The organism is Stutzerimonas stutzeri, from assembly GCF_051028275.1.
In the GTDB taxonomy this organism is placed as follows: domain Bacteria; phylum Pseudomonadota; class Gammaproteobacteria; order Pseudomonadales; family Pseudomonadaceae; genus Stutzerimonas; species Stutzerimonas stutzeri_AS.
In genome coordinates this window covers 883,626-903,889 of sequence record NZ_CP069269.1, presented here as the reverse complement: position 1 = coordinate 903,889, position 20,264 = coordinate 883,626, and the positions used below count along the sequence as shown (strand labels likewise).

Annotated in this window: 22 protein-coding genes; 18 read left to right on the top strand and 4 right to left on the bottom strand. The window is 56.2% G+C overall.

Translation table 11 applies throughout. The features are described from left to right. The first annotated feature begins 521 nt into the window (after positions 1–521). Complete coding sequence (locus JQR87_RS04105) at positions 522–2,651, top strand: TonB-dependent siderophore receptor (RefSeq protein WP_407292288.1); 2,130 nt, start codon at positions 522–524, stop codon at positions 2,649–2,651. Positions 2,652–2,836: 185 nt separating this feature from the next. Here JQR87_RS04105 and JQR87_RS04100 read toward each other — a convergent pair whose 3' ends face one another. Then, entirely contained in the window at positions 2,837–3,802 is a 966-nt protein-coding gene (locus JQR87_RS04100) for an integron integrase (RefSeq protein ID WP_407292290.1), read from the bottom strand. Between the two features lie 144 nt (positions 3,803–3,946). On the opposite strand from JQR87_RS04100, the gene JQR87_RS04095 reads away from it, so the two are divergent. The 8 genes from JQR87_RS04095 to JQR87_RS04060 all read left to right on the top strand — a co-directional run bounded on the left by JQR87_RS04095 (position 3,947) and on the right by JQR87_RS04060 (position 8,104). Continuing rightward, a complete protein-coding gene (locus JQR87_RS04095; RefSeq protein WP_434157870.1) occupies positions 3,947–4,273 on the top strand; it encodes a contact-dependent growth inhibition system immunity protein in 327 nt (108 codons plus the stop codon). A gap of 446 nt (positions 4,274–4,719) precedes the next feature. After that, positions 4,720–5,376, top strand: a complete 657-nt coding sequence (locus JQR87_RS04090) for a hypothetical protein (protein ID WP_407292293.1) — start codon at positions 4,720–4,722, stop codon at positions 5,374–5,376. A 73-nt stretch (positions 5,377–5,449) separates the two neighbouring features. Continuing rightward, positions 5,450–5,644, top strand: coding sequence for a CbrC family protein (locus tag JQR87_RS04085; RefSeq protein WP_407292295.1), 195 nt, complete (start codon positions 5,450–5,452; stop codon positions 5,642–5,644). Beyond that, the gene (locus JQR87_RS04080; RefSeq protein WP_407292298.1) at positions 5,598–5,903 is read left to right on the top strand and encodes a CbrC family protein; all 306 of its coding nucleotides are present in this window, start codon (positions 5,598–5,600) and stop codon (positions 5,901–5,903) included. Before JQR87_RS04085 ends, JQR87_RS04080 begins: the two co-directional genes overlap by 47 nt. Before the next feature lie 183 nt (positions 5,904–6,086). Further along, a complete protein-coding gene (locus JQR87_RS04075; RefSeq protein ID WP_407292301.1) occupies positions 6,087–6,569 on the top strand; it encodes a hypothetical protein in 483 nt (160 codons plus the stop codon). Positions 6,570–6,673: 104 nt separating this feature from the next. Beyond that, positions 6,674–7,294, top strand: coding sequence for a hypothetical protein (locus JQR87_RS04070; RefSeq protein WP_407292303.1), 621 nt, complete (start codon positions 6,674–6,676; stop codon positions 7,292–7,294). Positions 7,295–7,370: 76 nt separating this feature from the next. Next, positions 7,371–7,751 carry a hypothetical protein gene (locus JQR87_RS04065; protein ID WP_407292306.1) on the top strand — a complete coding sequence of 127 codons (381 nt, stop codon included), beginning with the start codon at positions 7,371–7,373 and terminating at the stop codon, positions 7,749–7,751. Between the two features lie 89 nt (positions 7,752–7,840). Next, the gene (locus tag JQR87_RS04060) at positions 7,841–8,104 is read left to right on the top strand and encodes a DUF7660 family protein (protein ID WP_278325100.1); all 264 of its coding nucleotides are present in this window, start codon (positions 7,841–7,843) and stop codon (positions 8,102–8,104) included. Between the two features lie 290 nt (positions 8,105–8,394). On the opposite strand, the gene JQR87_RS04055 is transcribed toward JQR87_RS04060, so the two are convergent. Beyond that, entirely contained in the window at positions 8,395–9,438 is a 1,044-nt protein-coding gene (locus JQR87_RS04055; protein ID WP_407292309.1) for an IS110 family transposase, read from the bottom strand. Between the two features lie 151 nt (positions 9,439–9,589). Here JQR87_RS04055 and JQR87_RS04050 point away from each other — a divergent pair, with 151 nt between their 5' ends. The 5 genes from JQR87_RS04050 to JQR87_RS04030 all read left to right on the top strand — a co-directional run bounded on the left by JQR87_RS04050 (position 9,590) and on the right by JQR87_RS04030 (position 12,335). Then, on the top strand, positions 9,590–9,892 hold the full coding sequence (locus tag JQR87_RS04050) for a hypothetical protein (protein WP_407292312.1): 303 nt from the start codon (positions 9,590–9,592) through the stop codon (positions 9,890–9,892). Positions 9,893–9,983: 91 nt separating this feature from the next. After that, positions 9,984–10,400 carry a VOC family protein gene (locus tag JQR87_RS04045; RefSeq protein ID WP_407292314.1) on the top strand — a complete coding sequence of 139 codons (417 nt, stop codon included), beginning with the start codon at positions 9,984–9,986 and terminating at the stop codon, positions 10,398–10,400. Between the two features lie 104 nt (positions 10,401–10,504). After that, positions 10,505–10,951, top strand: coding sequence for a DUF695 domain-containing protein (locus JQR87_RS04040; protein WP_407292317.1), 447 nt, complete (start codon positions 10,505–10,507; stop codon positions 10,949–10,951). A 227-nt stretch (positions 10,952–11,178) separates the two neighbouring features. Next, on the top strand, positions 11,179–11,853 hold the full coding sequence (locus JQR87_RS04035) for a hypothetical protein (RefSeq protein WP_407292320.1): 675 nt from the start codon (positions 11,179–11,181) through the stop codon (positions 11,851–11,853). A 101-nt stretch (positions 11,854–11,954) separates the two neighbouring features. Continuing rightward, a complete protein-coding gene (locus JQR87_RS04030) occupies positions 11,955–12,335 on the top strand; it encodes a nuclear transport factor 2 family protein (protein WP_407292323.1) in 381 nt (126 codons plus the stop codon). 246 nt (positions 12,336–12,581) lie between these two features. Here JQR87_RS04030 and JQR87_RS04025 read toward each other — a convergent pair whose 3' ends face one another. Continuing rightward, entirely contained in the window at positions 12,582–13,322 is a 741-nt protein-coding gene (locus JQR87_RS04025) for a hypothetical protein (RefSeq protein WP_407292325.1), read from the bottom strand. A gap of 354 nt (positions 13,323–13,676) precedes the next feature. On the opposite strand from JQR87_RS04025, the gene JQR87_RS04020 reads away from it, so the two are divergent. The 4 genes from JQR87_RS04020 (at position 13,677) to JQR87_RS04005 (ending at position 19,100) form a co-directional block, all read left to right on the top strand. Further along, positions 13,677–14,126: a DUF2231 domain-containing protein gene (locus tag JQR87_RS04020; RefSeq protein WP_407292326.1), complete on the top strand. Its 450-nt coding sequence runs from the start codon at positions 13,677–13,679 to the stop codon at positions 14,124–14,126. Then, positions 14,123–15,415 (top strand): PQQ-dependent sugar dehydrogenase, encoded by a 1,293-nt coding sequence (locus tag JQR87_RS04015; RefSeq protein WP_407292328.1) that lies wholly within the window; start codon positions 14,123–14,125, stop codon positions 15,413–15,415. Before JQR87_RS04020 ends, JQR87_RS04015 begins: the two co-directional genes overlap by 4 nt. Positions 15,416–15,522: 107 nt before the next feature. Beyond that, positions 15,523–16,647, top strand: a complete 1,125-nt coding sequence (locus JQR87_RS04010) for a PQQ-dependent sugar dehydrogenase (protein ID WP_407292331.1) — start codon at positions 15,523–15,525, stop codon at positions 16,645–16,647. Between the two features lie 224 nt (positions 16,648–16,871). Beyond that, positions 16,872–19,100: an esterase-like activity of phytase family protein gene (locus JQR87_RS04005; protein ID WP_407292334.1), complete on the top strand. Its 2,229-nt coding sequence runs from the start codon at positions 16,872–16,874 to the stop codon at positions 19,098–19,100. 107 nt (positions 19,101–19,207) lie between these two features. Here the strand turns inward: JQR87_RS04005 and JQR87_RS04000 are convergent, their stop codons facing one another. After that, a complete protein-coding gene (locus JQR87_RS04000; RefSeq protein WP_407292337.1) occupies positions 19,208–20,233 on the bottom strand; it encodes a CNNM domain-containing protein in 1,026 nt (341 codons plus the stop codon). Positions 20,234–20,264 lie beyond the last annotated feature (31 nt).

Below are 20,264 nucleotides of genomic sequence, written 5' to 3'. Positions count from 1 at the left end.
CGACACCCAGCCCCCTACCGAGCCGTCGACCATGACCGGCACCGGTATGCCTGCCGACCCGACTCGGTCCCGCGAGGGTGCCGGCCGGGATCGCTGACCGACACATGCCTCTATGGTGCGCCGGCCCTAGATCATCGCACCATAGAGGCAACCCCCCGGCTACCTAGCAGCTAACGTACACCGCTGGCCTAATCGGTCTGGCCCCCGCTTAGCCCTTTTCGAGACGGTTCACCGAGGCGTCATACCACCGAGACCGGGACCGCGCTTACCCAGAAGCATCGCGAACCTTCTGCCGTCATCACCCGGTGATGGCAGCGCCCATCGCCCCCACCCAACTCTTGACCTTCGATTCGACTCCAGCGGCCCGGCAGTGGCGCAGCTCGACGCAGGGTCGGCTAAAGCCCACCGTAATTACACACCGACACGTCAGTGATCTATTCGGGCTCGCCCAATTGATAATAGTTATCAACATCTATAGCATTCACCGCCCTCCGCTTGAAGCCTCCAAAGGAAATACCTGAATGCGTCGACTCCTCGTGCCTGTGCTGTCATTACAGGCGCTCACCGCCACCGCTTACGCGGCCGAACGTCCGGAATCGGACAGCGACCCCATCGCGCTTGAACAGATGGAAGTCACCGCCACTCAAGCCGAGCGCGGCGACGGGCCGGTAGACGGCTACCGCGCCACTCGCTCGGTCAGCGCGACGCGTACCGACACGCCTATTCACGAGATTCCGCAATCGATCAGCGTCGTGCCCGGACAGGTAGTGGAAGACATTGGCGCCACCCGGCTCGAGGACGCGCTGGACTATGCCGGCGGCGTCGAGCGCGGCAACAACTTTGGCGGCCAGGGCCTGACCGAATTCCTGGTACGCGGCTTCAGCTCGCAGGAGTTCTACCGCAACGGCTTCGCCATTAACCGCGGCTATCCCAACATGCCGGACGCTGCCACCGTCGAACGGATCGAAGTGCTGCGCGGCCCGGCCTCGATGCTGTACGGCCGTGGCGACCCAGGCGGCACCTTCAATATCGTGAGCAAGCAACCGCAGGCCGAACGCCGCACCGTACTGGGCACCCAGTTCAATACCGAAGGGCTGCGCCGCGGCACGCTGGACACCACCGGCGCGCTGGATGAGCAGGCCGAATTCACCTACCGCCTCAATCTAGTCGCCGAAGGCGCCGACAGTTTTCGTGACCATGTGGAAAGCGAGCGCTACAACGTGGCCCCGGTGCTGCGCTGGGAGCTGAGCGACGTCACGGCAATCATTCTGGAAGGTGATTACCTGCATAACCGTCACCCGCTCGACCGGGGCGTGACCCGTTACGCCAACCAGCAAGGCGAACTGCCGCGCGACCGCTTCCTCGGGGAAGAAAGCGCCGGCAAGTTCACGAACGAAAACGCCATGACCCAACTGCGCGTCGAGCACCTGCTGGATGACCAGTGGACCTTGCGCGGCGGCGTGCAATACCTCGATGGCAGCCTGGAAGGTGGGGCCGTGGAAAGCAACGGCTTGGCCACGGACGGCCGTACTATCGGGCGCAACTACAGCGAGCGCAGGCTGGAGTGGAACGACTTCGCTGCACAGGCCAACCTCGAAGGCCGCTTCAGCGCGTTGGGCTTCATGCATACGCTGCTGACCGGCATCGAATACGACGACTTCAACTACAACTCGCGCATCGACCGCTCCGCAGGTGGTGTAGGCGCCTTCCCGATCGACATCTACGAGCCGGTCTATGGCCAGCCGCTGCCACCCATTCTTGGCCCCAACTACTGGGACGACGAAGACCTGAAGTCCTATGCCTTCTATATGCAGGATCAGGTCGAGCTGACCGATCGTTTCACCCTGCAACTGGGTGCCCGATTGGAGCGCTTCGAGCAGAATTACACCAACAAGTTGGTAGCTGCCGGCAGCTGGGACCAGGCGCATAACGCCGTGTCGCCGCGCATTGGTGCGATCTACGACCTGACCGAAGCGCTGGCGGTGTACGCCAACGCCTCCCGCTCGTTCAAGCCCAACCGTGGCGCCGACCGCAGCAGCCAGGCGTTCGACCCCGAAGAAGGCACCGCCTACGAAACCGGCATCAAGTACGACCTGCCTGAACACAACCTGAGCGTGACGGCCGCGCTGTTCCACATCACCAAGGAAAACGTGCTGACGGCTGATCCGCTGGACAGCAACTTCCAGGTGGCCGCCGGCGAAGTCCGCAGCCGCGGCTTCGACCTCAGCGTTGCCGGCAACATCACCCCGCAATGGCGCGTGATCGGCGGCTACGCCTACGTTGACGCTGAAGTCACCGAGAGCAACAGCGCCGCCATGCCGGTGGGCAGCCGACTGGGCAACGTACCGGAGCACAGCTTCAACCTGCTCGACACCTACGAGTTCGACAACGGTGCGCTGGACGGACTGGGCCTCGGGGTCGGCGTGAAGTACGTCAGTTCGCGCAAGGGCAGCACGTCGAGCACCGCCTACGACATGGGTGCCTACACCGTGGTCGATCTGCTGGCCTACTACCCGCTCACCGACCGCGTCCGCCTTAACCTCAACCTCGACAACGTCTTCGACGAGGAATACGAAGAGCGTGCCTGGAATATCTGGGCTTACCCAGGCGCCCCGCGCACCTTGCAGGCTGGCATCTCCATCGAGCTTTGATCCGTTAGCTCAACGCCCTGGGATGATGCGCCTGTCATCGTCTCAGGGTGTGGACTCATACACCGATACGCGCTCTTCTGATGAACCTTGCTGTTCTACGGAAGAATGCGTCTTGCAGATACGATATTTGGGCTCAACCAAGCCCCGGCGCAGCGAACGAACAAGCCCCTCCGCTTAGAGCAAAATCACAATCGATCTAACGGGCTCAATACGGCCAAGCCGCCCCGGTTCAGCACGTGGGTGTAGATCATTGTTGTCTTCACATCAGCATGACCCAACAGCTCCTGCACGGTGCGAATATCCTGTCCGCTTTCCAGCAAATGAGTCGCAAAGCTATGGCGCAACGTATGCGGAGTCGCCAACTTGGCTATACCCGATATCGCTACCGCGCGTTTGAAGGCCCGTTGCACACGCTTCTCATCCAGATGATGACGACGCACTGATCCACTGCGTGGGTCCACCGACAGTCCCCGCGCTGGAAACACATATTGCCAAGCCCACTCCCAGGGGGCGTTCGGGTATTTGCGCGCCAGCGCGTCAGGCAGGTACACATCACCCCGGCCTGCGGCGAGTTCGCTTTGATGAATAACCCGTACAAGCGATAGGTGTTGCTTAAGCGGTAGCACAAGGCTTGCCGGCATGACAGTGACCCGATCCTTCTGGCCCTTTCCGTCGCGGATGATGATTTCGTTGCGCGAGAAATCGACATCCTTGATCCTGAGCCGCAGGCCTTCCATCAAACGAAGCCCGCCACCGTATAGCAGCCGAGCAACGAGCCCTACGTCCCCTTCCAGCTGATTGAGCAACCGCTGCACCTCATCGATAGAGAGTACAACCGGCAGCCGCGCGGGCTTCTTAGCGCGCACCACCTCGCCCAGCCAGGGTAGCTCCTGCTTGAGCACCTGCTTATACAGAAACAGTAACGCGGCCAGCGCCTGATTCTGCGTCGAAGCGGACACATCACGGCGCACAGCCAAATCCGAAAGAAACGCTTCGAGTTCAGCTGCGCCCATTTCAAGCGGATGTCGATATTCGTGAAATCGGATATAACGCTTAACCCACTCGCAATAGACACGCTCAGTTCTGATCGAGTAGTGTTTGAGCCGAATCTGGTCCCTGACCTGATCAAGCAATCGCGGCTTTCCATCCATGGTGTATAACTCCCTTATGCAGTCACCGTCCCTCGGAAATGCCCAGCCTAGACAAGGAGAGCAATGATGACAAGGAATGTTATACACCACGCCCGTCCGGCGTCTTATACACCACTTGGTGTCTAATTATAGTTAGGTACTTGAATGGAATCACTGAACCTCCCAAGACTGAAGTACTTCATGTCTTGCTACTATCATCAAGACTGGGCTCTTGACGCAGGCAGCGACAACGAATGCGACCTCTGGAGCCATTACTTCACGTCTGAGAACTTAACCTCCGACGAGGAACTTATATCTAACGTCCGGGCGCTGCTCGAGGAGCCCAGCGATCAAATTCTAAAGACACTATCTGAGTTTCAGTCTTCAGGGAAATATTGGAATTCGTCAAGCACAGCAAAACAGTGGTTAATCGATTTCGAGCAATATTTAAACACACGCCCTCAAAACGCTGCCCACCGCACGAGCACCTAACTAGTGGTTCAAATCGCTTGCTTCGCTCACTGGGACGGGCTAAAAGCCCGCCCCTTAACCAAACGTTAGAGGCAACAATGAGTTTGCGCGGCTACATCCACGAAGTCTGGCTATGCCCGAGTGACGATGGGGAGTTACTTCCATCTTGTATTGCCTTTGGGCCCGCAGGTAATTCCGCACGCGAGCTAAATGAACCTGGCAGCGTCTGCATCTGGCTATTCTTTGCAAACTCTCATTTCGAAGCTATGCAAATTTACTATCAGTTCAGCGATTTAGGTGAATACACAACGTCAGAGCAACAAGATCATCAGCCATATCCTGAGTCTTGGCACATTGAACAACAGAACTACTTGTGTAGCCTCTAACTAGTGGTTCAAATCGTTCGCTTCGCTCACTGGGACGGGCTAAAGCCCGCCCCTTAACCAAACGTTATGCCTAGGTGCAACATGGAAGAAAAGCTGAGCACGCTAGAAGAAATTAGCAAAAAATTTGAAACCATTGGGCAAGAACTATTTGAGGCATGCAAAGGCCACCTTTTCCCAGCTGACGCTATTCTTCTTGCCAGCTGTAATAGAGCGCTGCAAGTGCTGCATGGCTTTACGCTAATCGTAAAAAATGGTGGCTATTCTTGCGGTGTAGCTTTACTTCGCCTTCAGCTTGACTCTGTTCTTCGCTTATACGGAATTACAATAACTAAAGACCCTCATGAGACCGCAAACAAAATAATATCCGGTGAAAAGCTATCAAAAATAAAAGACAAAAATGGAGAAAGACTTTCTGATGGTTATCTTGTCAGCCTGCTGGCAAAGCAAAATCCTTGGTTAAAACACGTTTACTCGCTTTGCTCTGGGTATATCCATCTATCGGATGCTAGTTTTCATCACTTATTAAGAAAGTCCGAACCAGTCCCAGAGTCAACCGAAAGAGGTTTTTACATAGGCTCTGATGAATCCGAAATTGAGATGAAACAAAAAATAGAACTAATACAGGCATTCATTGTTGCCACAAAGGGTATTCAAGAAATCACGACACAATGGACGGCAAGCAGAGATCAATTTGGCTTAGCTAAGAATCTTAAAAAGAAGTACACACAAATAGCATAACAACTGGTTCAAATCGCTCGCTGCGCTCACTGGGCCGGCTAAAGCCGGCCCCTTAACCAAACGTTAGGTAGCAATGGTAGATATCAGTGTGAGCCAATCAAAGCCACTCCCAACATTTCCATATCACCGCGATCCGATTGCCTCAGGCTCCATTGAACCTTCTGACGTTCCTTGCGCCTGTTGCAGTCAATTAAGTGGCTTTCGGTACACTGGCAACGTATATGCGCCACAAGAAGGTAGAGCATCTTTGTCCGTGGTGTATTGCTGATGGTTCAGCGGCAAAAAAATTCAACGCTACCTTCATTGATGGTCACTTTTGCGATGGCCAATTCAACTACATTGAGCTTTCAACAGAGTTGTATAACGCTGTTTTTTCTCGCACCATCGGCTTCGCTACATACAACCCCATTGCTTGGTGGAGCCACTGTGGTCAGCCGGCGGAGTACATAACCAGGCACGAACCTTACGATCTGGTGTTCCAGTGTCGAGTATGTGGTCGTGAGCATGTAGTACCGGACTATGATTGAGTTGCCACCTAACTAGTGGTTCAAATCGCTCGCTTCGCTCACTGGGTCGGGCTAAAGCCCGCCCCTTAACCAAACGTTAGGGCAACCTGTAGATGGAATCACAAGAAGTCATAGAATCCTTTAGAAAACAACTCGACCAAGTCGAGGGACAGGGCGGTCAGCAGGTTCAGGTGTCGGCTCTCCGTGCATACCTGGATGCTTAAGGATGCTGACGCATCCCAAGAGTACCGCAGACAAAAACACGAAGGGATGCTTGCCCATTACACTGCGCAGACTCAGCACAGCATTGAAATGCTGAAGGCAGTTCTGGAGGCAGGCAAGAGCGCATTACAGTCTTTACTAATTATCAACGGTGGCGCAGTCGTTGCGCTACTCGGCGTTCTAAGCAACCTCGTTGGTAAGACTAATGGTTCCGAATTTGCGATTAGATTGGCGCTTCCACTGCTCCTATTCGGAATCGGAGTACTGGCTGGCGCAGTCGGTTTTGCGCTCCGCTATTTTAGCCAGGCATGCTACTCCGAAAGCGATGACGACAAAGATAATTATGAGAAATGGGGAGATCGCTTTCGGTATTCAACTATTGCGGCTGCACTCACAGGATATGCTTTGTTCGGTACAGCTATAGTATTCTCCTATAAAGCAGTGCTTTTGGCGTACACGCCCTAACAAGACCAGCTACAGCGGCGGGCCTAACAATAGGTTCAAACCGTTTGCTGCGATCACCGGAGCCGGCTAAAGCCGGCCCCTTCACCAAACGTTAGGCACAGAACATGATCCTTGCATTACTTGACTATTGGAAATATCGCAAACGGAAAGGAAGATATTCTCACCAAGCGCTAACTAAGCAAGGCTTGCAGTTGGCCACATTATCTAATTTTCAAAATTATCAATCATATCCACTAGGCCATCTCTTATTTGCCAGCACTGCTGGCTCTGCTTTGAGTTGGGCCGTGATGTACTGTACTAACAGCACCTTGAGCCATACGGCGATGTTTTATGGCAACGGCATACTTCAAGACTGCACAACATCAGGTGTTGTCAGGCATTCCTTTGAGAACTACCTAGATGGAGAGTCTTACTTACGAGTGATCCCTCCACCGAAGGGCACTGATCTTGCGCACACTCTGAAACTCATGAACGAAAGCCTTGGTGCTCGCTATAATTGGTCGGGAGTATTTCGACTTTTTTCACACATACTTATTGGTAACCATCCTGATTTTTCTTGGCGCATTTATTTTGATGTTCTGTTAACGTTAATTGTTACGTCCTGGCTAACCGGTCTAGCCATGCCTCTCGCCAGCAATTTTATATACCTAGCCGCAGTCATATACTCAGTTGCTGTGGTGATTAACAGAACATTTCGCAGAAAAGTACTGCTACCTCGCGCCTAACAAGTGATTCAAATCGTTCGCTTCGCTCACTGGGACGGGCTAAAGCCCGCCCCTTAACCAAACGTTATATGCACTCATGAACCAATTCATCGGTCAAAAATGTAGTGAAGCAATCGCTAGAGAGTTCTGGCTTCACGGCGAGCTTGTATCGAACTGCTGCTGCATCTTCTTACGCTTCGAAAAAGGTACGCTTAGAAAAATTTTTTACAACGACGAGAGTCATTGCTGGGAAGCTGAAGAGAGTGATGAAAAAATCTCTCTAAATAATCCATTAGGTGACGCTGAGTTTTTCTATCCGCACAAGTCAATTTCCGGCTTGGGCAAGGCAGGGTTAATTTTCAATGGTTACACCGAAGATCACTTAAGAAATTGGAACCTTAAATTCTTAGGCGGGCTTTCTCTTCATATAATTCACAAGCAAAGGACTGACGAAACCCTCTACGAGGTACGCATATAACAATGCGCTCAAATCGTTCGCTCCGCTCACTGGGACCGGCTAAAGCCGGCCCCTTAGCTTAATCGTTAGAGCCACGGAAGGAATACTGTGTGATCGACAAAGCTTCAGAAGTTGCGCCAACGGTCCAAACATATGAAGAATTCCAGAATTTTCTAGCTCTTCTTGCTGAGGACTATAAGGCCAATGGTAAAGAGTGGGAGAATGCAGACGCTGGCTCATTTCTAGAAGCGCTGGCCGCTTACAGCAAAGACATTGGCGCATATTATAAAAATACAAATCAGCAAGTCGATGCATCAGTGCCCAGCTGGCGAGTATTTGCCGAGATGCTGTGCGGGGCTCGCGTCTATGAGTAACCTTCAGAAATTGCACCGTGCCGCAGCTCTAACAACTGTATATGGACTCTCCCCACAAGCGATGAGGATAGCTTTTTCGATCCAGTCGTCAGCGCGGTTGCATTCGTATATCCGGCCTGTTCTGGGCACTGCCCTGGCCATTCTGTAGTTCGCGCAGCAGGGGCCAAGCGTTCAAGCGATCACTAAGATCATCATTGTTATCGGCCTTGCTCTGCTGCAGGACTCGCCTGTTCCGACAGTCTCGCTTCTCACCACAACCACTAGAATTCACTTCATCGTTAACCCCGCCGTCAGGCGGGCTTTGTGCTTTGCCAGTTGCCGCTGAACCGACGCTCATGGCACCACACCGCCCAACAGATCCGTACCAGCTTGTTTGCCAGCGCCACGGCGGCTTTGTTGTGGCCGATGCGGTCGGCTGTGTCCAAGGCCCAACGCTGTAGTTGAGTCAGCCTTTCAGGCGTTTTTGATTGGCAGCGTTTAGCGGCCAACAGCGCGGCTCGCGCGCCATGGATGAATAAAGTGCGCACGTAGACGTTGCCCTTGCAGCTGATCCGCCCAAGCCTGCGGCGCTCCCCACTGCTGTATTCGTTCGGCGTCATGCCCAGCCAGGCGCTCAGATGTCGGCCACTGGCGAAGCGCTCGGGTTTACCGACCGCAGTCTTCAAGGCACTTGCCGTCAGCAGCCCAATGCCGCTGACCTCGTCGAGCTTGTGCACGATTTCATCGTCGGCATGCCAGCGAGCCAGTTGCTCTTCGCTCTCGCGCATCGACTGCTCATATAAATTGATCTCAGCCAGCACGACTTGCAGCGCACCGCGCAAGGCACGAACTTCGGGCTGCTCGATCAGCTCGCATGCCTGGCGCAGAAAGGACTTGATGCCGTTCGGAGCTTCAACCCCCGCTTCACGCTGGATGCCGCGCAGCAAGTTGATGCGTTGTACGCGGGACTTCTTCCAGCCCTCACGCAGCTTGTGCAGCTGCTGGACTTGCTGCTGTTGCACACTCTTGACCGGAACCGGCCGGATCTCCTGGCAGCGCGCGGCTTCCAGGATCGCGTCGCAGTCGTTGCGATCGGTCTTGTTCCGTCGCCGATACGGGCGCACGTAGCGGGGATGCAAGAGCACGACGCGATGCCCACTGTCCTGCATCAACCGCCCCCAATGGTGAGCCGTGCCACAGGCTTCCATCACCCACTCGACAGGCTCGAGCTGCTCCTGTACATATCGCGCAAACGCCCCGGAATCGAGCCGCTTGCGCCGATCCACCCGGCCGACCTGGACACTCTCGGCAACCTGGTAAACGGACTTGGCCAAATCAACCGCTATGCGTTTCATCGCACCTCTCCCAGCGAATAGTCACCACGGTGTTATAGAAGAAACGTGGTGCGGGGAGAGTCCATTACAGCCTTCAAGCCGTTCGCTCCGCTCACAGGGACGGGCTAAAGCCCGCCCCGTAACCAAACCTTATGAATCAAGGTAGATCTCAGTGAAAAACCACATTGCTCTAGGGCTAGCTATATTGCTTGCTGGATGCGCGCAGATGTTCCCAGCTCGATATGTCGAACTAGCACCTGGCAAATACAAATTAGAAGCCTCTGGAAACATGCTTGCATCCGTGCCCTCTCTGCTTGAGAAGATTGATTCAAAGGCTGAGAAGCTATGCGGCGCCGGAAAGTTCTTCTATAAGGACGATGGTGACTTTTCCACGCCGCGCTCTCCTGCATATATCAACGGCGTGGATATTGGCGCATCGTATCAAGTTGTCACAAGGGAAGTTGTGTGCCATTGAACCATAACTATAGGTTCAAATCGCTCGCTCCGCTCACTGGGACGGGCTAAAGCCCGCCCCTTAACCAAACGTTATGCAGCAGGAGGTATCGATGAAGGCACGCATCTCTGTAATCACGCTTGGCGTCGATGATTTGGAGAGCGCTGTTCGCTTTTACCGTGACGGTCTGGGCTTCAAAAGCGAAGGCATTATCGGAAATGAGTTCGAACATGGTGCTGTTGCTTTTTTTGATTTACAGGCGGGTTTGAAACTAGCGCTTTGGCCGCGCAAAAGTCTTGCGCATGATTCTGGTATGTCGCTAGCAAATCCAAGCGCTACAGAAGTAAGCCTCGGACACAACACTTCTTCCAAATCCGAGGTTGATGAAGTTATGGCTCAGGCGGAAGATGCAGGCGCTATCATCGTCAAGCCAGCACAGGATACTTGTTGGGGTGGCTATGCGGGTTACTTCCAGGATCCAGATCAGCACTTGTGGGAGGTCGTATGGAACCCACATTTATTACCGTAAAATTGAACCATAACAACAGTTCAAAGCCGTTTGCTTCGCTCACTCGGGACTGGCTCAAGCCCTCCCTTTAACCAAACGTCCTGCATCAGGCGTATCGAGTCCGAATGGAAAACTGGGATTTCTACCAAGCAAATATAAATGATCGCGTGGCTTCTATCTATTTGGATTTATCGTTCGCGGTTACGGCGCCCGATTCCCATCTACCCAAGCTGGCTTGGTATTGGATAAAGATGGATCATCCTCGATCCGATGGGCTTAGCAGCGACGAGGAGTTGGACAGGCTGAACGAGCATGAGGATGAGTTGATATCGCATCTATCTAACACCCGCACCAAATATGTGGGTCGAATTACCACGCAAGGCAGACGAGAATTCTACTTCTACATTTCCGAGGAAAGCTCTGTTCAAGACGTTCTTCGGGCGCTCATTGGAGAGAACCCCAGATATTTGTACCAGATTGGGGAAAAAGCAGACCCTAGCTGGCATCACTATTTTGATGTGCTTTATCCAGGTCCAAATGGGTTGAGTCAGATAAAGAGTCGTAACGCTTAACAAGCGGCTTAAGTTGGCCGTAATGCTTCAGCTGGTTCGGCCCACGGCAGATAAGGTTTGGCCTGGGGCTTGTGGAAAAATTGTTCTATACATGGGCGCAACCGATCCTCGATAAGGATGGTGTACTAAGGAAGAGTTCCCGGTTCAATTCGCTCGCTTCGTTCACCGGGACGCGGTTAAGCCCGTCCGTTAACCAACGTTTGGCGCTATTACGGCAGGCTTTCGACATGGATTGGACATACAACACTATCTGGACTGATGAGCTTCTGCCCACTGAGCTCCGCATAGCTGATCTCAGCCAGAACCCCTCCCTTGAAGATCCCCTGGTGGGTGGCAGCTATCTGTTCGTAAGAGGATTCAAGTCAGCTCACAATAATCTGGAGGATTTCCCCGTAAAAGAAAGCGTTAAATACCTTCAGCTTACGATGGCCAACATTACTTCATTTAAAGGCCTATCCGCTCTGGGAAAGGTAAAGAGGCTGGAGCTTGAGTACTGTCTCAAGCTTCAAGGCGATGGTGGCCTTTCTGAGGCCGCAGATTCATTGGAGTGGCTGCATATCACCCAGGCGAAAAAATTTACGCTGGGCCAAGAGCTTAGGGGACTCTCCCAGCTTAAGGTTTTAAGCTTGAATAGTTGTGCCCCCTTGCAAGACCTTGAATTCCTTGATGATTTTCCGAATCTCTTGGATTTCAGATTCGTAGACACAAATGTCCTCAGCGGCGACCTTTCTCCACTGCTTCGACACCCGACGTTATGCTCCGTAGGCTTCCTTGATAAACGTCATTACAACCTGCGCTCCAAAGAGGTAACGGAAAAACTGCAGGAGCGCCGTACTGCATCAGTTACGATTGCGCGCAACGGCCCGTATGAAACCTTCAGATATAACGCTCTTATCGCCTAACCAATTCCATATGGTCTCTCTACAACCGCGCTAAGGAAGAGCTCTTTGATTCTGTCGTCAGCGCGGCTGCACCACTCCTCATCAGCAAAACAGGGTCAGTTATGACTAGGGACGATCTGAAGCACGCACGGCAACAGTGGTATGCAGCCTATTTCGCTGGGGACGTGGAGCACCTCGCCCGGGTTCAAGCAGATAATTTCTCGGTTACTACGGACCGCGGTGTGCAATCCAAGCAATCCCAGATCGCCGCCATCTCTTCGGCCAAGGTAAACGGGAGCTGGTTTCCCGAAGGCGGGGAAATCCATGATGCTGAACTGACTTTCGAGGAAACGGGTGGCAGCACCACCCTAACAGGCCGGGGTTATACCGTTGCAGGTCAGCGCAAGGGCCCGGCGATGGCGTTTTCAGAAACCTGGGAGTGGGATGGCATCGCTTGGCGGGTAGTCAATCTGAGCTATAGCGTAGTGGGTGATCAAGGGTAACCCTTACGAGACTTGGCTTTGGACGCTGATCGCCGCCCAATAAAGGCATGGACCTATCAAAGTAGTGACAAGGCATCTATTAGGCGCATGCGTCTGTTGGCTGTCATCCAGATCTGCTCTTGGCCGGCTCTCCGTCTCCGCAAGGGAATGAAGAAATGCTAGCAAAGTGGGAAAGCTCCTTTGCGGCTACTCGCCCAGAGCCCGCCTGAGAGCCGGCTGACTCCCAGGCTGGCTGGTGCGGCGAGATCAACTGTTTTGCTTTTGCTGCATCTGTTTATTTTGCTGTTTTTGCTGGCCCTGTTGCATTTGACCCTGCTGACTCTGGTCCCGAAGAACGATGATTGATTCAGCATTGAGCTTGCGATCGCCGATCGCTGCGCTCCCAAGGTTACCGGCAACGGAGACGATGTCCCCTTTCCCTACCTTCTGACGGCCTTCGTTATCGAGCGGATTGTTCTGCAGGCCGCTGGTATCGACGGTGAACTCGAGGTCGCCGGTGTTTACGGTGAACTGTCGGTCTTTCACGCTTTGCACGGTGCCGGTAAGGATCAGGTCACCTACCACGACAGGCGTTACCGGCGCCACATCCATGACGGCAAAGGTCGTCCTGTCGTTGGTGGGCGATGAGTAGAAGTAGGTGGCCGGGTCTTCAATGAAAATGCTGTCCGCTTCGATGGAAGCATCGACAAAGAAGTGTTTTTCAACACGTCCGTATACCGTTACCTCATCGCCTGGAATTAGCTCGGGCTGGTTGCCCGCCCAGCCCATATCGTCCATCTCCACGCTGATCTTCCCTTGACCATAATCGAGGGAGAACTCGTCATCTTCGGCTGCCAGTACGGAACCGCTGATTGAAACGTAACTGTCTTCTGGTTGAAGTTTCGGCATTTGCGCCATTGCTGGTGCCGCGATGAGCGTCGAGGCCAATAAGCTCAGAGCGAATGCTGATTTCTTCACGATGCTTCCTCCGTTTGAGTGGGGATTCATAAGGAGCCAATTACGGCCCTCATAACTCCCGACCGGAGTGATTTTTCAGAGTTCAGCGGCCTCGCTTCCTCATTTACACCACAAGCGAAGCCTTGTCCGGCGCAACGGTTTGATAACCGGATGGGGTCAGCCAACCCGTGATGATCTGCTGACACTGGCGGAGCAAACTAGCGAAACGTCTGCATGCCCGTGCTGATGCGGCCCCCGCCCCCTCTGGAACAAGCGCCTCGTCGATACGAGTGAACTTCCCCCCCAACGGCATGATCCCCTTTATGCACAGTCAGAGCGATTCGGGTAGCCAGCGCATTCGCGCAGCGCATCAGGCCTGGGTCGCCCAGCGATGAGGACGCCTCCGTGACCGTTATCACCCACAGCACACACCACACGACACACAGTGTTTCGCGCCACGTACCCAATCCGTTTCACGCAACGTTTCTCGCCGGGACGGTACCGCTGTTTCTGGGCGGCCTACTCAGTGATATCACGTACTTCCGAACCTACGAGATCCAGTGGACCAACTTCGCGTCCTGGCTGATCGCGGGGGGGCTGGTTTTCTGTGGGCTGGCCATCCTGTTCGCGCTGGTCAATCTGGTCAAAGCCACCCATAAGAAAGGCCGGCCTTTGATTTATCTGGTGCTACTGGTCGCAACCTGGGTGCTGGGCTTTTTCAACTCTCTCGAGCATGCCAAGGACGCCTGGGCGACCATGCCATCAGGCCTGATTCTTTCGGTGATAGTCACCATCCTTGCCTGCGCGGCGACATGGATCGGCTTTACCAATCTGCGTTCGGGAGGTGAAGCATGAAATACACGAGCCCGTTAAGTGCCCTAACCGTGGCGCTGTTATTGAGCGCATGCGGCGGAGCGGATGAGGACATTGCGTTGGTGAAAGGGGAAAACCCCAAGATTGTCGATCCTGAGCGTGGACTACTGCCCAGCATGACGATTGCCGACCCGGTGGAATGGGGCGACAAGAAGCCGACCGTCCCTGAGGGCTACACCGTCAGTGCGATCGCGACCGACCTGCAGATCCCGCGACAAACCCTGGTGCTGCCGAACGGGGACATCATCGTCGCCGAAGGCAAAGGCGGCAACGCACCCAAACTCAGGCCGAAGGATGTGATTGCCGGCTATATCAAATCCAAGGGCACCTCCTCAGTCAAAAGCGGCAACCGTCTGACGTTGCTACGCGATGCCGATGGTGACGGTGTCTACGAACTGCAGAAAGTCTTCGCTGACAACCTCAACGCGCCGTATGGCCTGGCCTTCCACGATGGCAATCTCTATGTGGCCAATCAGGATGCGCTGGTGCGTTTCGATTACCAGGAGGGCCAGACCGAGGCCAGTGGTGAGCCGGTCAAGGTCACGGACCTGCCGCGCGAGATCAATCATCACTGGACCAAGGCGCTGACTGTCAGCCCCGATGGGCAGTATCTTTATGTCGGCATTGGCTCCAACAGCAACATCACCGAGCGCGGAATGGAGGCTGAAGTCGACCGCGCCGTGATCTGGCAGGTCAATGCTGAAACGGGCGCTCACAAGCCCTACGCGACAGGCGTGCGTAACCCGACGGCACTGACGATACGGCCCGGTACGGACCAGCTGTGGGCCGTGGTGAACGAACGTGACGAACTCGGTCCGAACCTGGTCCCTGACTACCTGACTTCGATACAAGAAGGTGGCTTCTACGGCTGGCCTTACAGCTACTGGGGACAGCACGTCGATGATCGTGTGCGGCCACAGAAACCCGATCTGGTCGCCACCGCGATCAAGCCGGACTACGCGCTTGGCCCGCACGTCGCCGCCCTCGGTGTGGACTTCTCGTCACCGGTCATGGGTGAGAGGTTCGCCGAGGGTGTGTTCGTTGGTGAGCACGGCAGCTGGAATCGCGAGCAGCCGTCCGGCTATCAGGTCATCTTCGTGCCGTTCACTAACGGTCGCCCATCGGGCGAGCCGATCGATTTCATGACGGACTTTCGCACAGCCGAAGGGACACATGGTCGGCCAGTGGGGGTAACGGTCGACCCAAGGGGCGCGCTGATCGTTGCTGACGACTTGGCTAATATCGTGTGGCGCGTGGCTCCGACGCAGTAAAACGGATGTTCGACCACGCGGGCTGTTGCGCTTGGAACAGCTTCAGCCCTAACCGCAGGGCCCCACCGCAGTAGCGCTGGGGCCTGACTTTTGGAGAAAAGATGGTTATGAAGCGACTTTCATTGCATATCGTTAGCGCCATGGCTATTAGCACCACATCGCTCGCTGGTGCCGCGCCCGCTGCCGTTGAACAGGGCCAATGGCCGTTCAGCGCCACGCCACGCGGCAGCTTTTCCGAACCCTGGGCCATGACTTTTCTGCCAGACGGCACTGCGCTCGTCACCGAAAAAGGCGGCGCACTCAAGCGCGTCGATGTGAAGAGCGGCAAGGTCCAGACGATCGCTGGCGTACCAGAGGTGGCCTACGGCGGCCAGGGCGGGCTCGGCGATGTCATCCTCCATCCGGATTTTGCACAGAACAACATCATCTACCTCAGCTACGCCGAGCCTGGCGACGGTGACAACCGGGGCGCTGCGGTCGCCCGGGCTACGCTCGAGCTAAGCGCCGATGGCGGCTCACTGTCCGATACAGAGGTGATCTGGCAACAAACGCCAAAGGTTTCTGGCAAAGGGCATTACGGGCACCGTCTCGCATTCGGCCCGGACGGCAAGCTTTGGATCGCCTCCGGCGAGCGCCAGAAATTCAAGCCCGCGCAGGACATGGAAAGCACCATGGGCAAGATCCTGCGCCTGAACGACGACGGCAGCGTGCCGGATGACAATCCGTTTGCCGACAAGGGAGGCGTAACGGCTCAGATCTGGTCGCTGGGCCACCGTAACCCGCTGGGGATCGCCTTCGACGACCAGGGTCGACTGTGGGAACACGAAATGGGCCCGGAAGGAGGTGACGAGTTCAACCTGATCCAGAAAGGCGGCAACTACGGTTATCCGGTGGTCTCGAACGGCGATCATTACGGTGGCCGTCCGATTCCCGATCACGACACGCGCCCCGAATTCATAGCGCCCAAGATTTCCTGGACGCCGGTGATCTCGCCTGCCGGCATGATCATTTATGACGGCGACCGGTTTGCTGACTGGAAAGGTGATGCGTTAATCGGTGGCCTGTCGGCTGAGGCGTTGGTCCGTGTCACCATGAATGGAGAAGAAGCCAGCGAGGCCGCACGTTACGACATGAACGCGCGCATCCGCGAAGTCGAACAAGGCCCGGATGGCAGCATCTGGCTGCTGGAAGACGGGGACGGCGGACGACTGCTGGAGCTACAGCCTAAGTAGGCCTCATGTTGCGCCCTGCGGGGCGCAGCTTCGAATCATGGACCTGAAAAAACCAGACCCGGCCGGGATTCCACCCCAGCCGACGGCTCCCCGCCCGCCACCCCACCTTCTCTATCCATCGAACGGTCTAATCGCATCCCCCAGCGAAGCCTCGTCACAACCTGGTAACACACCCTGCCTAGCGTGAATTGGCTAACCCCAATCACAAGAACGCCGAGGCTCGCATGAACACACCGACCCGTCTGACCCGCACCGCGCTTTCCACTGCGTTGACACTGTCCCTGCTGCCACTGGCCTCAGAGGCCGCTTCTGCACGCGCCGCGGAGTATTTCGAGCGGGTCGCGACGTTTTCGGTGTACCGGAACCTCTCTGCTGGCGAAGACGCCACGCGCGAAACCGTCGCGGAAATCACCGCGGTCAGCCGGGACGGCCGCACGCTGATCTACACTGACAGCCCCGGTGAGCGAATCGGCCTGGTTGACATCCGCGACCCGAAATTCCCGAAGCCTGCAGGCTTCGTGCAGCTTGAGGGCGAGCCGACCTCGGTTGCCGTGCATCATCACTTTGCACTCGTTGCGGTGAACACCTCGCTCAGCTTCACCCAGCCCGACGGCGTGCTGGCGGTATTCGACATCCGCAACCCCGCTCAACCGAAACGTGTCGCCACGCTGCCCATGGGCGGCCAGCCGGATTCCATCGCCATCAGCCCACGGGGCCGGTATGCCGCAATAGCGATCGAGAACGAGCGTGACGAGGACCTGAACGACGGTCTGCTCCCACAACTGCCGGCGGGCTATCTGCGCATCGTCGACCTCAAGGGCCAGCCGTCGCGCTGGCGTACACGGGACGTGGACCTCACCGGCCTGGCTGAGGTGGCGCCGAACGATCCTGAGCCTGAGTATGTGAGCATCAATGATCAGGACATCGCTGCCGTCACCCTGCAGGAGAACAACCACATCGTGCTCGTCGACCTGCGCCGCGGTCGCGTTCTGCGTCACTTCAGTGCCGGCCAGGTTGATCTCGAAGGCGTCGATGTCGAGGAAAACGACCGTATCCAGCCAGTCGGTGTGCTCAAGGGCAAGCGCCGCGAACCGGACTCCATCGCCTGGGTGGGCCCGTTGTTGGCGACCGCCAACGAGGGCGACTATGAGGACGCGAACGGTGAGGAAGGCGGCAGTCGCGGCTTTACCCTGTTCGATTACACCGGCAGCGTCTGGTATGACGCCGGCGCCTCGCTCGAGCACGCGTTCATCCGCGCCGGTCACTACCCGGAAAACCGCTCGGAAAACAAAGGTATCGAGCCGGAAGGCATCGCCTCGGCGAGCTTCCGCAAGCAGGACTTCCTGTTCGTCGGTAGCGAGCGCGGCAACGCCGTGGCCGTCTACAACGTCGCCCAGCCCTGGGCGCCGACGATGCATCAATTGTTGCCGGCAGGCATGGGACCGGAAGGTATTCTGCCGATCCCGAATCGCAACCTGCTGGTGGTCAGTAGCGAGGAGGACTCGGCCGAGGACGGCTATCGCTCGACGATTTCGATCTACCAGTACGGCGCGAAAAGCGCTTCCTATCCAGAGATACGTTCGACGGACAGCCAACTGATTCCCTGGGGCGCGCTTAGCGGCATGGTCGCGGACCGTACGCAGGACAACCGCCTCTACGCCGTCCCGGACAGCTATTACAAGGCCTCACGCATCTTCAGCGTCGATACCAGCAAAACGCCTGCGGTTATCGACGGGCAGACCGAGCTGCGCAAGGACGGCGAGACCGTCAACTATGATCTGGAAGGCATCGCACAAGCCAACAATGGCGACTTCTGGCTGGCCTCGGAAGGCAACGGCAACGACAAACCGAACCTGCTGATACGCGCCAACGCCCAAGGCGAGGTGCTGAACGAATATGCGCTGCCTGCAGACGTAGCGGCTCAGCGGACCAAGAGCGGTTTCGAGGGCATTGCGGTAGTCGGTGAAGGCACCAGCACGCGTGTATACGTGGCCTTCCAGCGCGAATGGAAGAGTGACCCGGCCGGCCGGGTGCGTATCGGCGTGTTCAATCCAGACAGCGGCGAATGGGGCTTCATTTACTATCCGCTCGATACCGCACCTGAAGGTGCCTGGGTTGGGCTGTCCGAGCTCACCTCGATCGGCAATGGCCAGTTCCTGGTCATCGAGCGCGACAACCAGCAGGGGCCAGCAGCCGAGGTCAAGCGCCTGTACCGCATCGACCTGAACGGCGTGAAACCCGCTGCCGAAGGGCAGCGCTTCGCGCTTGTGAACAAACAGCTGGAGCGCGACCTTCTGCCCGACCTGAAGAGCACCGGCGGCTGGGTGCTGGACAAAGTCGAAGGTGCTGCGGTGGATAAGCAGGGCCGCCTGTTCGTCGTCACCGATAACGATGGTGTCGAGGACGCCAGCGGGGAAACACGCTTCATGCGGCTTGGAATGATCAAGCGCTAAGGGCGGCACCAGCGGGGTGTCACAGCACCCGCTGGGGGCGAACCTGCTCGCCCCCAGCCGTACCGCCGGATGAACTGGCCGCAGCACTACGTTGCTGGCCGTTGCACTCAGCTTTCGCGGGACCGCTTGATGCGATGATCCCAGCGTCGCTTGGCGAAGCGGCGCATGTTCGGGATGTCGTCCGTTTCGTCCATGATCGGCTGGCCGATGATGGTTTCCATGACGTCTTCCAGCGTGACCAGGCCGCGCCAGCTGCCGAACTCGTCGTAGACCAGGCACATATGCTGACGCTCGTTCAGCAGTTGGGTCATGAGGCTCTCGACGCTGGTCAGCTCCGGCGACACCTTTACCGGCTTCATGATTGAAGAGACCGGCGCCTGGTCGTCGGTCGCTAACAGCGCGTCATAGCGGAACACGACACCCAGCGGGCTCTCGTTGTCGCCGATCACCGGGTAGCGCGAATACTGGCTGTCGGCGACCTGCTCCTTGAATGCGCCAATCGTCGTGTCCGGCGAGGTGTAGTCGCACACCGTGCGCGGCGTCATGACGTCCCGCACCTTGATTTCGTGCAGGTCGAGGATGTTCCTGATGACCCGCTGTTCATCCTCGTCGAGGCTTTTGTTTTCGCGACCCAGCACCGTCAGCGCCTTGATCTCCTGGCGGATGTCATGCTCCGGCTCCTTACCGCCAACCAGCCGCATGATCATGTCTGACAGGTAAATGAACGGTTTCAGTATCAAGATCATGCCGTTCAGCAATGGCGGCAGGTATGGCGCCAGTGTCCGCCAATAACGGGCACCGATTGTTTTGGGCAGGATTTCAGAGAGCACCAGGATAAGCACTGTCATCACTGCCGATGCGATGCCAACGTAGCCGTTGCCGAACACCACGGTAACCTGCGCGCCGACGCCGGTCGCACCGACCGTGTGGGCGACAGTGTTCAAGGTCAGGATCGCCGCGAGTGGCTGGTCGACCTTGTCTTTCAGTTCTTTCAGGCGCTCGTACAGCTTCGGGCGGGAGGTCTTCTGGTGCGCAATGAAGCTTGGTGTCAGCGACAATAGAGCAGCTTCGAGGATCGAACAGATGAATGAAACGAGGATGGATAAGACAGCGAATGCTATCAGGAGGGTCATGTAGGGAGTTTCGTTGCCAATGGCAGGCTAA